General features: G+C 59.1%; 17 protein-coding genes. 7 read left to right on the top strand and 10 right to left on the bottom strand.

Annotated elements, in window-relative coordinates; all coding sequences use genetic code 11:
* Positions 1-53 precede the first annotated feature (53 nt).
* The 5 genes from ACP15U_RS03385 to ACP15U_RS03405 form a co-directional block, all read right to left on the bottom strand.
* Entirely contained in the window at positions 54-986 is a 933-nt protein-coding gene (locus tag ACP15U_RS03385; protein WP_425043710.1) for an IS5 family transposase, read from the bottom strand.
* A gap of 278 nt (positions 987-1264) precedes the next feature.
* Positions 1265-2224 (bottom strand): DUF2927 domain-containing protein, encoded by a 960-nt coding sequence (locus ACP15U_RS03390; RefSeq protein ID WP_425043736.1) that lies wholly within the window; start codon positions 2222-2224, stop codon positions 1265-1267.
* Positions 2225-2229: 5 nt separating this feature from the next.
* Complete coding sequence (locus ACP15U_RS03395) at positions 2230-3420, bottom strand: toxic anion resistance protein (protein WP_425043737.1); 1191 nt, start codon at positions 3418-3420, stop codon at positions 2230-2232.
* Positions 3421-3450: 30 nt separating this feature from the next.
* Positions 3451-4371 carry a 5-bromo-4-chloroindolyl phosphate hydrolysis family protein gene (locus ACP15U_RS03400; protein WP_425043738.1) on the bottom strand — a complete coding sequence of 307 codons (921 nt, stop codon included), beginning with the start codon at positions 4369-4371 and terminating at the stop codon, positions 3451-3453.
* A gap of 174 nt (positions 4372-4545) precedes the next feature.
* On the bottom strand, positions 4546-5481 hold the full coding sequence (locus ACP15U_RS03405; RefSeq protein ID WP_425043739.1) for a pseudouridine synthase: 936 nt from the start codon (positions 5479-5481) through the stop codon (positions 4546-4548).
* Between the two features lie 62 nt (positions 5482-5543).
* On the opposite strand from ACP15U_RS03405, the gene ACP15U_RS03410 reads away from it, so the two are divergent.
* Positions 5544-5993, top strand: coding sequence for a nucleoside deaminase (locus ACP15U_RS03410; RefSeq protein WP_425043740.1), 450 nt, complete (start codon positions 5544-5546; stop codon positions 5991-5993).
* A gap of 140 nt (positions 5994-6133) precedes the next feature.
* On the top strand, positions 6134-6274 hold the full coding sequence (locus ACP15U_RS03415; protein WP_425043741.1) for a hypothetical protein: 141 nt from the start codon (positions 6134-6136) through the stop codon (positions 6272-6274).
* Between the two features lie 160 nt (positions 6275-6434).
* On the opposite strand, the gene ACP15U_RS03420 is transcribed toward ACP15U_RS03415, so the two are convergent.
* From ACP15U_RS03420 to ACP15U_RS03430, 3 genes are read right to left on the bottom strand one after another with little or no spacing between them, the layout of a single operon-like run.
* A complete protein-coding gene (locus ACP15U_RS03420) occupies positions 6435-7196 on the bottom strand; it encodes a nuclear transport factor 2 family protein (RefSeq protein WP_425043742.1) in 762 nt (253 codons plus the stop codon).
* Entirely contained in the window at positions 7193-8161 is a 969-nt protein-coding gene (locus ACP15U_RS03425; protein ID WP_425043743.1) for an adenylate/guanylate cyclase domain-containing protein, read from the bottom strand. Before ACP15U_RS03425 ends, ACP15U_RS03420 begins: the two co-directional genes overlap by 4 nt.
* A gap of 3 nt (positions 8162-8164) precedes the next feature.
* Positions 8165-8857 (bottom strand): metal-dependent hydrolase, encoded by a 693-nt coding sequence (locus ACP15U_RS03430; RefSeq protein WP_425043744.1) that lies wholly within the window; start codon positions 8855-8857, stop codon positions 8165-8167.
* A gap of 57 nt (positions 8858-8914) precedes the next feature.
* On the opposite strand from ACP15U_RS03430, the gene ACP15U_RS03435 reads away from it, so the two are divergent.
* Positions 8915-9583, top strand: coding sequence for a ceramidase domain-containing protein (locus ACP15U_RS03435; RefSeq protein ID WP_425043745.1), 669 nt, complete (start codon positions 8915-8917; stop codon positions 9581-9583).
* 22 nt (positions 9584-9605) lie between these two features.
* On the opposite strand, the gene ACP15U_RS03440 is transcribed toward ACP15U_RS03435, so the two are convergent.
* Both ACP15U_RS03440 and ACP15U_RS03445 read right to left on the bottom strand, forming a co-directional pair.
* Positions 9606-10013 carry a VOC family protein gene (locus ACP15U_RS03440; protein WP_425043746.1) on the bottom strand — a complete coding sequence of 136 codons (408 nt, stop codon included), beginning with the start codon at positions 10011-10013 and terminating at the stop codon, positions 9606-9608.
* 37 nt (positions 10014-10050) lie between these two features.
* On the bottom strand, positions 10051-10497 hold the full coding sequence (locus tag ACP15U_RS03445) for a phosphate-starvation-inducible PsiE family protein (RefSeq protein WP_425043747.1): 447 nt from the start codon (positions 10495-10497) through the stop codon (positions 10051-10053).
* A gap of 191 nt (positions 10498-10688) precedes the next feature.
* Here ACP15U_RS03445 and gatC point away from each other — a divergent pair, with 191 nt between their 5' ends.
* The 4 genes from gatC to ACP15U_RS03465 are packed head-to-tail and all read left to right on the top strand — an operon-like array spanning position 10689 to position 13989.
* Positions 10689-10976 carry an Asp-tRNA(Asn)/Glu-tRNA(Gln) amidotransferase subunit GatC gene (gene gatC, locus ACP15U_RS03450; protein WP_425043748.1) on the top strand — a complete coding sequence of 96 codons (288 nt, stop codon included), beginning with the start codon at positions 10689-10691 and terminating at the stop codon, positions 10974-10976.
* Positions 10976-12463, top strand: a complete 1488-nt coding sequence (gene gatA / locus ACP15U_RS03455; protein ID WP_425043749.1) for an Asp-tRNA(Asn)/Glu-tRNA(Gln) amidotransferase subunit GatA — start codon at positions 10976-10978, stop codon at positions 12461-12463. The genes gatC and gatA overlap by 1 nt, the downstream gene beginning before the upstream one ends.
* 42 nt (positions 12464-12505) lie before the next feature.
* On the top strand, positions 12506-13321 hold the full coding sequence (locus ACP15U_RS03460; RefSeq protein WP_425043750.1) for a hypothetical protein: 816 nt from the start codon (positions 12506-12508) through the stop codon (positions 13319-13321).
* Between the two features lie 59 nt (positions 13322-13380).
* Positions 13381-13989 (top strand): N-acetylmuramoyl-L-alanine amidase, encoded by a 609-nt coding sequence (locus tag ACP15U_RS03465; protein ID WP_425043751.1) that lies wholly within the window; start codon positions 13381-13383, stop codon positions 13987-13989.
* The last annotated feature ends 11 nt before the right edge of the window (positions 13990-14000 follow it).

Genomic DNA, 14000 nt, shown 5'->3' on the forward strand with positions numbered 1-14000 from the left:
GCTTTGTTGCACAAATCCTGTGAGGATGGGACTTCCCCTTTCCCCGGACGGATTTAGCCTACGGCTTCTGTGACGGGAATGCCAAGAGCGGTATAGCGGTTGAGGACTGCGACACGGATTTGGATCTCTGCGACCTGCCGATCAAAGTCTCTCGCCATGAGACTTTGCCCCATCAGCTTCACACAGTGCATCTTGGTCTCGACACGGCTTCTTCGGTGGTATCCGCTCCATTGTCGCCAAATGGCGCGGCCCAAGTATCGTGAGGCGTTAACCGCTTCGTTCCGGGCGATGGCTCCGGCGCTGCTGGGTTTCCACGGCTTGGCGTTCTTACGCGGCGGAATGACAGCGTGGGCATTCCGGGCGGCAATCGCGTCATGGCATTTGCGCGTATCATAGGCCCCGTCGCCGGTTACTGATCCGATGTCCTGGTCGTTGGGGATCTGGTTCAGCAACTCAGGCAACATGGGCGCGTCACCGATGTTGCTGCTGGTAACCTCGACCGCTCGAACCTCCAACGTTTCCTCGTCGATCCCTATGTGTATCTTGCGCCAAATGCGTCGTTTGGGACCGCCATGCTTGCGTGCGTTCCATTCGCCTTCACCTTCAGCTTTGATGCCTGTGCTATCAACCAGAAGGTTCAGCGGGCCGGTACTGCCACGATACGACAGGTCCACGTTCAGCGTCCTCTGGCGGCGGCACAGCGTGCTGAAATCGGGAACTGCCCAGTCCAGCCCGACCAACTGCAACAAGCTTTCCACAAAGCCTGTCGTCTGTCGGAGCGGAAGGCCAAACAGCACCTTGATCGTCAGGCAGGTTTGGATCGCAGCATCACTAAAGCTGTGTCGCCGACCGCGCTTGCCGCTCGGTGGCGGAACCCAGACCATATCAGGGTCAAACCAAATCGACAGCGACCCGCGCCGTCTCAACGCCTCATTGTAAGATGACCAATTCCTGGTCTTGTATTTCGTGGGGGCCCAACTGCTCATGACGCACAGCTATCACGCTGGATTCACACAGTGAATCCCTCAACCGATTTGTGCAACAAAGCCGTTTTGAGGATCAAAATATGGATCGCGAAACGAAACGGGGATGGATGCCTCGAAACGAGGATGGGAGCCTGCTACATCCAGACTATCCTGAATACTCGCCGATATTTGTTCTGAAGAATCCCGAATCCTGAGAATTTAGATGCGCGAACTGAGCTGCCGAACGGTGAACGCGCGACATAAGGCCGTTTAGGTCTGCGGTAACTTATTGAGGTAACTCATAGCGACTGCCCCATCAGTTCCCGGGCAATGATCCGGGTTATCGGCTTGGCTTCTTCGGCGCTCATTCCGGTCTTGAGGCGCGGATCGTAAAGCATCGCCAGCAGTTTTTCGTCATGGCTGGTCAACAGCGCGAATTCGTCGTCGTCGTTGAAGATGGACGGGCGCGCATAGGGGCTGTCATTGGGCAAACCGAGCCCTTGCGCAATCTCTTCATGCACACAGGACAACCGAACCAGATCCGGATGTTCCGCACGGATCAGCGCCACCGCCCTCGTGTATGTTTGTGGATTCCGCGGAGAGGAAACAGCGATCACAAGGCAATAGATCGATCTGGGCAAGTCTGCGAACACGTTCAGTTCCGCCGGGCTGATCGAGGGGATCAGGGTCTTGACCCGATCCAGCAGGTAAGTCCTGTCATCCTCTCCGGCGACCAGAACATGGAAATTCGGGTTGCTGCGTCCGGTTGAGATGCTGTGTCCAGTCAGCCCGCTGAGCCGGGAGACATAGGCATCGACCGCCGCCTTGTCCGATGTTCGCTGCTCAGGAGAAACCGACGCCCCGAATTCAACGCCGACCCGAACCGGGCTGCTCCAGCGGCTGAGGGCGCCGCTCTGGCGTTGTCCGCTGGGAGACGCGCTGAGCGCATTTCGGCTATATTCGTCGAAGAAAGCGATATTCTCGAAATTGCGCACCAGATCGTCGGCATCGTAAGGCGTGTCCGGACCGCCGCCGTCGGTTCGCAGCAAGCCACGGGTCAACAGGTCGTTCTGAACGGCGAGATAATACCGCTCCAGATCCCGGCTGGCGGCGGATCGTTCCTTTTGCACATCCGGACCCAGACCGGCGGGCCGGGCTTGCGGCGTCGGAGAACTGCTGAGCGTGGTGCCTTCGCAGCCCGACAAAACCGCAGCCGCCAAAAGGAGCGGCAGTGTGGATTTCCAACCCGGCAGGCGCACCCGGCTCAGTCCGGAACCGAAGTACTTGCGGTGTCGCCGAGACCATCCTTGCGCGCTTTGGCTGAGGCCAACGTGTCGCGCAGGTCCGCTTCCATTTTCTTGAGGTCTTCTTCGGCAGCCGCGCGCTTGGCCTTGCCTTCGTCAGCGATTTTCAAGCTGTCCTGAATGGTGCCGATCAGCTCGGCATTTGCCTGTTTCACGGCCTCGATATCGAAGACCCCGCGCTCCATTTCTTCGCGGATCATCTTGTTGGACTGGCGGAGATTCGTGGCATTGGCCGTCAGCAGTTCGTTGGTCAGATCATTGGCGTCACGCACAGCCGCTGCAGCTTCTGCGCTGCGCTGGATGGTGACGGACTGTGCCAGCTGGGTTTCCCAGAGCGGAACCGTATTGACCAGAGTCGAATTGATCTTGGTCACCAGAGACTTGTCATTTTCCTGCACCAGCCTGATGGATGGCAGTGACTGCATGGTGACCTGACGGGTGAGCTTCAGATCATGCACACGACGTTCGAGGTCATCACGCGCGGCGCGCAGATCACGCAACTCCTGCGCCTTCATCACCTGTTCGCCTTCGGGCGCGGCCTGAACTTCGGCCTCCTTTTCAGGGATATTGTGGCTGTCCAGTTCGGTCAGCTTTTCCTCGCCAGCGGCGATGTAGAGCGCGAGTTCGTCGTAGAAATTCAAAGTTTTGCCATAGAGAAGATCCAGCGACTTGATGTCTTTTAGCAGCTTGTGTTCATGCCCCAGAAGATCGTCTGTGATCCTGTCAATCTGGCCTTGCACCTCTTCGTAGCGAGCAGTGAACTGGGCAAAGGGGGCGGCCTTGCCCAACAGTTTCTCCCACCAGCTGCGTTCGCGCCGAACGTCCAGTTCGCTGACCGTGAAGCCCCGTATCGTCGTGACGATATTGCGAAGGGAATCTCCCGCGGGTCCGACGTCCTTGTTGCGGACATCCGAGAGCATGGCCTGACTGATTTCCTGCAACTCGGCCTGCGCACCGGATCCAAAGGCCACGATCGAGTTGGTGTCGCTCATGTCGATCTCGCCCATGCGTTTGCGGATCTCGGAACTGATCTCGGCGTCGGCCTCCTCCAGCGGGATGACGTCCGCTACGGGTTCGGGCAGGATTACCGCGTTCAGCTCTTCGACTTGTGCAAGGGTTTCCTGGGCTTGCTGGCGGGTCGTATCAGTCATGAATGTGGTTCCTTCTGAAATGAGGGTCGGTCAGTCCAACCGAACACCTTCGCGCTGCAGGCGATCTCGCAGCACGTCGATCTCGATGGACAGGTCGCTGCGGTCGTCTAGCAGCATCTTACGGGTCCGCGCCGCAAAATTCTGCTCGAGATCGTCAAGCAGCGCGGAATAGTCGGCCAGAGCCTGAGGATCGCGGCTACGGCTGTAGATTTCGGCGAATTTAACCGTCGCGTCGCGCGCACCCTGCAGATAGACGGTCAGATACTTGCGGGCGCTAGTCAGGTCACGGGGGTCGTCCTCGACGGTGCGAAACAGGTCGCGGGCCGTGGCCTCGAATTGTTCGACACGGGCTTCGATCCGCCGGTCACCAGCGCGCTTGATCGCGGTGGTCATATCCGACAGATAAGTTTCGCCTTCGTTCACCGCCCGTGCAACGCGGGTGTGTTGGAAACTGTCAGTTCCGTCCATGCCTTTGTCTTTCATCGGGTCGACCCCGAAGGCAACAAGGTGCAGCGTGGTGGCGACCATGCCATACAGGGCAGGGGCAAGCACCCCCGGGTTCAGTCCATCAGCCATGTCGCCGCGATAGACAGCCAGTGCCACGCCCAGTCCCGACAGTGCGGCGGCAAAGCTTTTGCGTGGTATGGCCGGGCGTTTGGAAACTCGACGAACGTTGTAGGCGGCTTCGGCCCTCAACCCCTCGCGCAGGAGCCATGCTGCGAGAAGCAGGATACCCGCCGCGGCAAGTCCCGTTGCCATGCCGATCGCGCCATCATTGAGTGACATGAACACCAGCGGGATAGGCGGAACAAAAAGTGCGTTTGAACGCGCTCCGGCTGGATCCACGTGTCGGCCCTTGAATGCATTTCCCCGCTGGGCGGTATCGGCCTCTTGGTCCTGCGCGTTATCGGACTCGCCGGGACTGTATTTTCCACCGTAACGCTGGGCCATGACTACAGCCCTCCAAGCCAACCGGTGCAAGCTCCGAAGAGCACCACCAGCAGGGCCGCGTAGGCCAGTTTCTGCAATCCGGTCTGAGACATGACGCCCCCCGTTTGACCCATCTATCAGAAAATTTAGGCGATAGAACGCGGGGTTGCTAGGGGGAAGAGCCCTGCAAACAGGTCAGTTTCCCGGTTTTCCACGCGGTTTCGGGCCTCGCGCCGGCTTCTGTCCGGTTCCGCCCTTGGTTGTCGGTTTCCGGTTGCGCGCGTGTTCGCGAGACGGGGATGTCTTTTTGCGGGGATCGGAACCCGGTTTGGAGCCGGCCTTTCCACGATTCCTTTGGGGAGTTGGACGATGTTCAGGCTCGGCGCCTGTCATGTCGTCGCGCGTTAAACCCAACTGGTCCCGGACAAGCTTTGCCCGCAGCTCCTCGATCTCTCCGGACTTTAGCTGACCCAACTGAAAAGGTCCGTAGGACACGCGGATCAATCGGTTCACGGCAAAACCGATATCTTCCATGGCGCGGCGGATCTCACGATTCTTTCCTTCGCGAAGGCCGACGGTCAGCCAAGCGTTCGCGCCTTGCTGCCGGTCCAGCGTGACTGTCATCGGCTGAAAGGCTTCCGCACCGATCACCAGACCTTTGCGCAGGGGGTCAAACGCACTGTCGTCGGGCCGCCCATTGATGCGGACCCGGTAGCGGCGCAGCCAGCCGGTTGATGGCAATTCCAGCTTGCGCTTGATCCCGCCGTCATTGGTCAGGATCAGAAGACCTTCGGAGTTGAGATCCAGTCGGCCAACGCTCATGACCCGCGGCATGTCTTCGGGCAGGGCGTCAAAGATCGTTTTGCGACCCTGTTCGTCCTTGTGTGTCGTCACCAGCCCCGGAGGTTTGTGATACAGCCACATGCGCGGTGGTTCCGGTGGATCCACAAGTTTGCCGTCGACGGCGATCCGGTCCTGTTCTGTGACATTCAGGGCCGGGCTGTCGATCGCCCGTCCGTTCACGGTGACGCGACCCGCTTCGATCATGCGTTCTGCCTCGCGGCGCGAGGCGATCCCGGCGCGGGCCAGAACCTTGGCGATCCGGTCGCCGGGAGGGGTAGGTTTGCTCATGCATCGCCTTTACCGCATCGCCCACGGTTGCGAAAGGCGCAGTTGTGGGGCAGTCAGGGACGATGGTGTTTCGATCTCATATGGATGCTGCGCTCGCCGAAGCGCGCGAGGCTGCAAGCCGGGGCGAAGTGCCGGTTGGCGCAGTGATCGTATCCCCAAGCGGTGAAGTGGTCGCGTCGGCGGGCAACAGAACCCGAGAACTCAAAGACCCAACCGCACATGCCGAGATCCTCGCGTTGCGGTCTGCCTGTGCCGCCGCAGCTTCGGAACGCTTGCCTGATCACGATCTCTACGTAACGCTGGAGCCCTGCGCCATGTGTGCCACTGCTCTGGCTGCGGCACGCATCCGGCGGATCTACTATGGGGCAGCTGACCCCAAATCCGGAGGGGTGGCGCACGGGGCGCGGATCTTTACACATCCGCAAGCTCATCATGTTCCGGAGGTATACGATGGCATCGCGGCTCAAGAAGCTTCTAAGCTGCTAAGGGACTTTTTCGCTGAGCGCAGGTGATACCGATGGTTGCTGTCCAGCCGGCTGAATAACAAGCCCGCGCGGCGCTTTCGCACGCGGTTCCCCTCCGAGCACAGGCTCATCGTGCTCTGGCCCGGTTGGGCCTTTTGACGGCACGTAGCGAATTTACGAGGACAGTCGTGCAGCATGACACCGATCACCTGGGCCGTCTGTGCGGCGCCGCTGCGTATCTGGATCACGGCCCGAGGCACATAGAAACTCCCCCGATCATACCCTGTGGCCATGCCATGTCGGATGGATTGGCCACGATCAAGGGGTGAATTTCCCAATCGGACATCGCGGCCCGGTTCGGGCGATGCGATCGTCAAATTCGATCTGGTTAAAGGCTCTTGCAGACTTGGATTGACCTGTTTTCAATCCTTTGCGGCCAGCTGGTGAATCAGATGTTCACCTTCGAACCCGCGCAATTTCAGGGCAGTTTTATTGACAAATCGAATCCCCGGCGCGTTGCCAACCAATCGCTGGGCCGTCGGATTGGGCATTGTCCGCGTCGATTGCCAGCGCGGCCTGCAGCGCGCTGATGGGCGAGGCGAAGCTCGACATCGTGCCGTCGCCGAGCGATTTAACGAATTGTCCGCCGGCCCTTTCGATGATTGTCCGCAGCGCCAAAAAATGCCGGGCGATTTCAGACGACCACAGGCGATCTCCCATCACCGAAGCGATACGCGATGAGTTCACAATGTCGGTGAACATGACCGAGGCGAAGCCCTCTCGTTGATCGAGCGCGAAACCCTGTTTTGCCGCGGTGACAAGATCGGCGATTGCGTTCTGATCAGTTCCCGTCATTTCCATGTTCGGGATCGGGACCGAGCCGTGCCGATGGACAATCTTCCAAGCTCCGTCTTCAAGCGTGAAGATAAGCGTAGTTCGGACGTTGAACAGCCGGTCGGGCTGATTGGCAAAGATCAGGGCATGGTTGAAGCAGGCCCAGCCAGTTCCGTTGTTTTCATAGGCTTCGGCAAAGGTTTCTTCGTGTCGGAGAATGGGTGGGATGACGCCAAAAAACTCTCCCACGCCCTCGCGCACGGCGCGGCCGGTCCAAAGCTCGTCGTCGGCGGTGCCAACGAATTGCATGTGGTCACTCTTGGTCATCAGATTGCGAAGCTCTTTGTCCCTCCGGTTCGGGATGGCGTCGATCCAGCGGCGCCCCACGGCCAGCAGCTCTGCTGACGGACGGATCAATCCCGCCACTCCAGCCGATAAATCAGGTGTTCTCCATCCAGTCCCTTGAGAGGCACCATCGCCGGATCCACGAAGATTAAATCCTTTTGGCTGCCGACCATGACCCGGGTGGCTTCGGACACGCGTATGTCATCCGGCGCGGCGGCAGCTGCGACACGTGCGGCCTTGTTGACAACGGTGCCGAGAAAATCATCGTCGGTTTGCACAACATCACCTGTGTGGATACCGACCCTCAGCCGCAATCGTGGCTCATTCGGGTTTCGGTCATTGTCGCGCTGAATGGCAATCGCTGCCTGCAAGGCTGCCCCGGCGGACGGGAATGCCGACAAGGTGCCATCGCCTAGGGATTTCACCAGATTGCCGCCCGCTGCATCGATCAGTTCGCCAAGACGTGTCACGTGCGGGGTGACGATCTTGCTCCATGTGGCGTCACCCAGCGTCTCGGCCAAGGCGGAACTGTCTGCAATGTCGGTAAACATGACCGATGCGATACCGGTTTGGCCAAGATCGATCTGTTCGCCCGCCGTATCCAGCAGCGCCTGTAGCGCGGTGTGTTCAATGCCCAACATCTCGATGTTTTTCGTGGCCCAAGAGTTGTGGGCATGCAGGATTTTCCAGATGCCTTGCTCAAGCCCAAAGATCAGGGTTATCCGGGCCAGATTGTTCGAGTCGTTTTCCGAGAACCGTATTCTGCCAACCCAAAGTGCCCATCCGGTTTCACCACAGTCAAAGGCGTCGAGACGTTCTTCGTCCAGTGTCCCGAGCGGGATTTCGTCGATATGCGCGGCGAAAGAGCCACGCAGCAATTCACCCTCCCAGATCTCGTCCGGCGCCGAGCCGCAGAACAGCAGCGGGTCTGATGCGGATAACAGGTTACGCATCGTTTCCCCACCCTTGGACACAAGAGCGTTCATCCAGCGTCGTGTGATTGCCGCCAGTTCCGGTGATGGCTGGAAGCTGGGCATCTTCTAGACTTTGATCGCCGACATCAACTTTGGCTCGATCACGTCAACACCTGGCAAGCCGTCAATGAGGTCCTGAGCGGATTGTTCGAGGATCGGGAAGGTACCGTAGTGGCAGGGGATCACAGTCTTGAAGTTGAAATACCTTTTTGAGGCATAAGCCGCGCCCTTCATGTCCATCGTAAAATGGCCACCTGCCGACAGGATCCCGACATCCGGTTTGTAGTAGTCTCCCATCCAGTCCATGTCGGCCATTATATCCGTATCGCCGGACACATAGAGGGTCTTGCCGTCGGCGGAGATCATAAAGCCGACTTCGCTGCCGCCGGTTCGCAAACCGTCCTTTGTCGTGAAGGTGGAACTGTGCGAGGCCGGCACCATGGATACTTTGACCCCGTTCAGATCAACCGTGCCGCCCTTGTTGAAGCCCACTGTTTCGATCCCTTCGGTCTCACCCCAGAACCCCATAAGATCATACTGGCCGACAACCGGAACACCCAGTTTTTTGGCAAGCGGAAGCACGTCAACGACATGGTCGAAATGGGTGTGGGTCAGCAGGATATGTGTCGCCCCGGCGATGGCGGCATCGTGTTGATCTTCGGGCAGAACCGGATTTCCGGTCAACCACGGGTCGATCAGCAGCACCTGACCCAAGGTTTCAATTCGGAAGCTGCCGTGGCCGAGCCAGATGATGTCCATAAAAAATCTCCCTTTCAAACTATTGGACGCAGCCTAACACCGGCTATGTAAAAATCCATGGAGTGGATGCGGGAAATCGACGGATATTGTGAAAGGCTGGATGCCTCCTATTGGGCTGAACCGCTCAATGCGGTGACCAATGCGGCCTTTCTGATCGCCGCATTTGTGATGTGGTGGCTGGTGCGACGCCAATGGCAGGCCCAAGTGCGGGGGGCAGGGCGGGCCATGCTGCTGGTCCTGATCCTTGCCATGATCGGGATCGGCAGTTTCCTGTTTCACACCCACGCGACGGTGTGGGCGGCGCTCGCGGATACAGCGCCGATCCTGCTGTTCATCCTTGTCTACATTTTTGCGATCAACCGTGATGTGTGGGGGCTCGGGTTTTGGCCCGCGTTGGGTTTGACCGCCATGTTCTTTCCTTACGCCGCCGTGACCGTTCCGCTGTTCAAGATGGTTCCGGGGTTGGGGGACTCAGCCGGATACGCACCGGTGCCGCTGCTGATTCTGGTCTATGCGTTTTTGTTGCGCCATCGCACCCCGCAAACCGCACGAGGGATGGCTGCGGGTGCGGTCATTCTGATCGTGTCGATCACCTTTCGGTCGCTGGATGAGCCAATGTGCGCGATCTGGCCCATCGGCACCCATTTCATGTGGCACATCGTGAACGCAGTGATGCTCGGCTGGATGATCGAGGTGTATCGTCGGTTTCTGAAAAAGGCGATATGAGGGGGTTCAGCCGCTTGCCCCACTATTCATCTACCTGATGCACTTCGATGACATTCCCATCCGGATCGTAGAAGGATATCTGGTGCCAGCCCGCGACGGCCTGGTTTCCCCAATCGGCATAGGGAATGCCGCGCTCTTCGAGATGCCTTTTGAACCCGGAAAGATCATCGGTCCGATAGGCGATATGCCCACGTGAAACCGGGTTGACCATCTGGCCGGAGTTAAAGCCTGCCAGAACATCCTTTTGCGCAAGATGCATCTGGATCGATCCGTCTGTCACAAAGGATACGTCCCCTGCATAACCCTGCTTCTTCTCGAGCACCGGCAGCCCGTCCTTTTCGCCGTCGAGGCCGAGCACATCGCGATAGAAGCTGTCCATGCGCTCCACGTTTTCCGTAGCTAGGTTAATGTGATGCAGTTTCAGCTTCATGTCACAACTCCAAACCGGGGTCATTCTTTGCGAGCGATCAGCCAACAGGCGATGCCAAAGGCGAGACCCAGCGCCGCGTCGCCGAGGAATAAGTGGCCTCAAGGCTCTTGTCATCCAGTGTGATCACCTTTCGCGCCACCGCCCTAAGCGCAGTTGCCACCACCAGTTTCACGTGGATGACATTGGCGGTCAGATAGAGCGTCACGTCGGTGAAAATCTCGATTGCGATCAAAACGACAAGCGCGGCGCTGAACACCGCCAGCAGATCGCTGACCTCCAGAACCATGACCGGGGGGGTGATCAGCCTCACGTAAAACGTATAGGCGGTATCCACGATTGAAAACAGGATCACCACAACCATGAGCGCCGACATGAAGCGCACGCCCTGCCAGATCAGGCGATTGCTTGCTCGGACGACCTTGTCCTCGTGGTCGGGATCAAGCTCCACATGGGCGGCTAGGTCATTTGGCTGGTGCTCGGTCATCCAATTCCCTTGCGCGTCAAAATCTGATGGAAAAACCCATTGTTACAAAATTGCATAGCCTGTTGCCAATCCGGTTGTCGGTCTTGCTGCCGGTGCCACCGAAGGCACCTGACAGTCAACTAATCCCGCCACACCCTTGCCCCCCGCAGCGGGCAGCGGTAAACGCCTTTCTGACGTATATGAGGGTTGCCATGTCGATTGACCAAAGCACAGCCGCAAAGGTGGCCAAACTGGCCCGGATCAAGGTCGAGGATGAGGCGCTGCCGGCGCTGGCCTCGGAGTTCAACACGATCCTTGGCTTTATCGAACAGCTCAACGAAGTGGATGTCGAAGGGGTGGAGCCAATGGTTTCGGTCACACCGATGCGGCTGAAGCGCAGAGAAGATGTTGTCACTGATGGCGACCAGCAGGAAAAAGTACTGTCCAATGCTCCTGATGCCCGCGAGGGCTTCTTTGCGGTTCCGAAGGTGGTGGAATAATGACCGAACTGAACAAACTTGGCCTTGCCGAGGCCCGTGACGCGCTGCGCAAGGGCGATGTCACCAGTGTCGAGCTTACCGAAGCCTGCCTGAGCGCGATTGATGCTGCCGGAGCGCTGAACGCCTTTGTTCACAAAACACCCGAGATTGCATTGGAGCGCGCGAAAGCTGCCGACGGGCGGATCGCTGACGGGGACGCTCCGTCCATGTGCGGCCTTCCAATCGGGATCAAGGATCTGTTCTGCACCAAGGGCGTTGCTTCGCAGGCCGCGTCGGGCATCCTTGAAGGGTTCAAACCGGAATACGAATCTACCGTCAGCCAGCAGTTGCAGGATTCAGGTGCGGTTATGTTGGGCAAGCTCAATATGGACGAGTTTGCCATGGGGTCGTCGAACGAGACTTCGGTCTATGGAAACGCCGTCAGCCCTTGGCGGCGCGGCAATGATGACACCGAATTGACACCGGGCGGTTCATCAGGCGGTTCGGCCTCGGCCGTTGCTGCTGATCTGTGCCTTGCTGCGACCGGTACTGATACCGGCGGATCGATCCGTCAGCCTGCCGCTTTCACCGGTATAACCGGGATCAAGCCAACCTACGGCCGTTGCTCGCGCTGGGGTATTGTGGCCTTTGCCTCGTCGCTGGATCAGGCCGGGCCCATGACAAAGAATGTCCGCGACGCGGCAATCATGCTTGAGGCGATGTGCGGCCACGACCCGAAGGATAGCACCAGCGCCGAACTGGCCGTGCCGAATTTCGAAGCAATGCTGACCGGGGATATCAAGGGTAAGAAAATCGGTATCCCAAAGGAATACCGCATGGAAGGGATGCCCGGTGAGATCGAGAAGCTCTGGTCCGACGGGGCCGAGATGCTCAGGGCCGCCGGTGCCGAGATCGTCGACATTTCCCTGCCGCACACGAAATACGCCCTGCCGGCCTATTACGTGATTGCCCCGGCCGAAGCCTCTTCGAACCTCGCGCGTTATGATGGTGTCCGTTATGGCCACCGCGCGCAGCTCGCACAGGGCGACGGCATCACCGAGATGTATGAAAAGACCCGGGCCGAAGGATTTGGTCACGAGGTCCAGCGTCGTGTCATGGTGGGGACCTACGTTCTGTCCGCAGGTTTCTATGATGCCTACTACAATCGGGCCCGCAAGGTGCGGAACCTGATCAAGAAGGACTTTGAGGATGTATTCGCGCAGGGTGTCGACGCGATCCTGACGCCGGCCACCCCATCAGCCGCGTTCGGCCTTGGTGAGATGACGGATGCGGATCCGGTTCAGATGTATCTCAACGACGTGTTCACCGTGACGGTCAATCTGGCCGGGCTGCCGGGGATTAGCGTGCCTGCGGGGCTTGACGCACAGGGTCTTCCGCTTGGATTGCAGTTGATTGGTCGTCCGTGGGAGGAAGGCGATCTGCTGAACACCGCTTATGCGCTGGAACAAGCTGCAGGATTTGTGGCCAAACCGGCAAAATGGTGGTAATCCTTCTGCCCAAGTAAGAGCAAGAACGGCAGGACAGCAGCTATGCGCCCCATCTTATTGATCCCCGGTCTGGGGATTTTGAGTGGTTTTCTGGCCGCATGTGAACCGGCAATCCCGGATTCAGCGGCCGGAGTCGGTTTCAACACCCCGGAGTATCGGGCCGAGAGGGAACGGGCGCTGACCGGTGAAACCGTCAACGGCGATCCCCTGATCCCTGCTGCAGTTGTGTCTGCGGAAGCCCTCCCGCCGGCTGATCCAGCCACCGTTGGCGCCCCGACACAGACAGCACAGTCGACATCTCAACCGTTGCAGGCGGCCGGGGCGGTCTATGTGCCCGAGGCCGGTGACACCGCAGCGGATATTGCCAACGAAACGGCCGCCGCGCTGGCCGCCGCCAGCCAGAACTCAGGTGTGGCCCCGGTGCAGGCCAATCCGTCCAATCCCGCGCCGGCTCTGGTTTCTAACCCGGGTATCTCGGACGAGAATGATTTTGCCGCCGTATCGGCGCGCCAATCCATCGAGAGCGACGCCGAGCGGATTTCGCGCAACCGGGCGCAATACGAAGTTGTTGCGCCGACAACCGTTCCCGATCGCCCCGGGGATGCCGGCCCGAATGTGGTGAACTATGCGCTCAGCACCAAGCACCCAAAAGGCACGCAGTTGTACAAGCGGGTAGGGTTCAACCTGCAGGCCAAGGCACAGCGAAAATGCGCGACCTACGCCTCTGCGGATCAAGCTCAGGTCGCGTTCTTGCAAAAGGGCGGACCGGAAAAAGACCGCGTCGGCCTTGATCCCGATGGCGACGGATACGCCTGTGGCTGGGATCCGTCTCCATTTCGAAATGCGGTAGGCAACTGACCCCGATCCACCATCCCTCGCCAAATTGCGGGCCGCGCCGAAACGGGCTGCGGCCCAAGTTGGTTGTCTTGCACTACACAGCGATGCAGAGCGCTGGTGCCGCACGCGATCGGCTGTGCGATCCAACGGCCGAAGTCTCTGCGCATTACCTGATCGGGTGTGACGGAACGGTCTGGCGCCTTGTCAACGAGGACATGCGCGCCTGGCATGCGGGGGCAGGCAGTTGGCAGGGAAAGACCGACATCAACTCCCGCTCAATCGGAATTGAGCTCGACAACCGAGGCGACCATCCGTTCTCCGAACCGCTGATGGCTGCGCTCGAAACGCTTCTGGGGGGGATCTTGCACCGCTGGAATATCGGCCCCGAGGGCGTGATCGGTCATTCCGATATGGCGCCGGATCGCAAGCAGGACCCCGGGCGCCGGTTTGACTGGCAACGGCTTGCACGCGAGGGCTTGTCGGTTTGGCCTGAACCCGGAATTGAGGGCGATTTCTGGTTAGATGCCCGCCGCTTGGGTTACCCGGACGCTGAACAATCCATACTTCTTGACGCATTCCGGCAGCGGTTTCGCCCCGAGGCACATGGTGCGCTTGATGCGACGGACCGTCAAATGATGCACAGCCTTGCGGAACGCTTTGGCGTTGACCCGGGCGCTGCCAGCGCATAACTGCAACCCTG

It is taken from the genome of Primorskyibacter sp. S87 (assembly GCF_049801055.1).
Lineage (GTDB): Bacteria > Pseudomonadota > Alphaproteobacteria > Rhodobacterales > Rhodobacteraceae > JBNAGF01.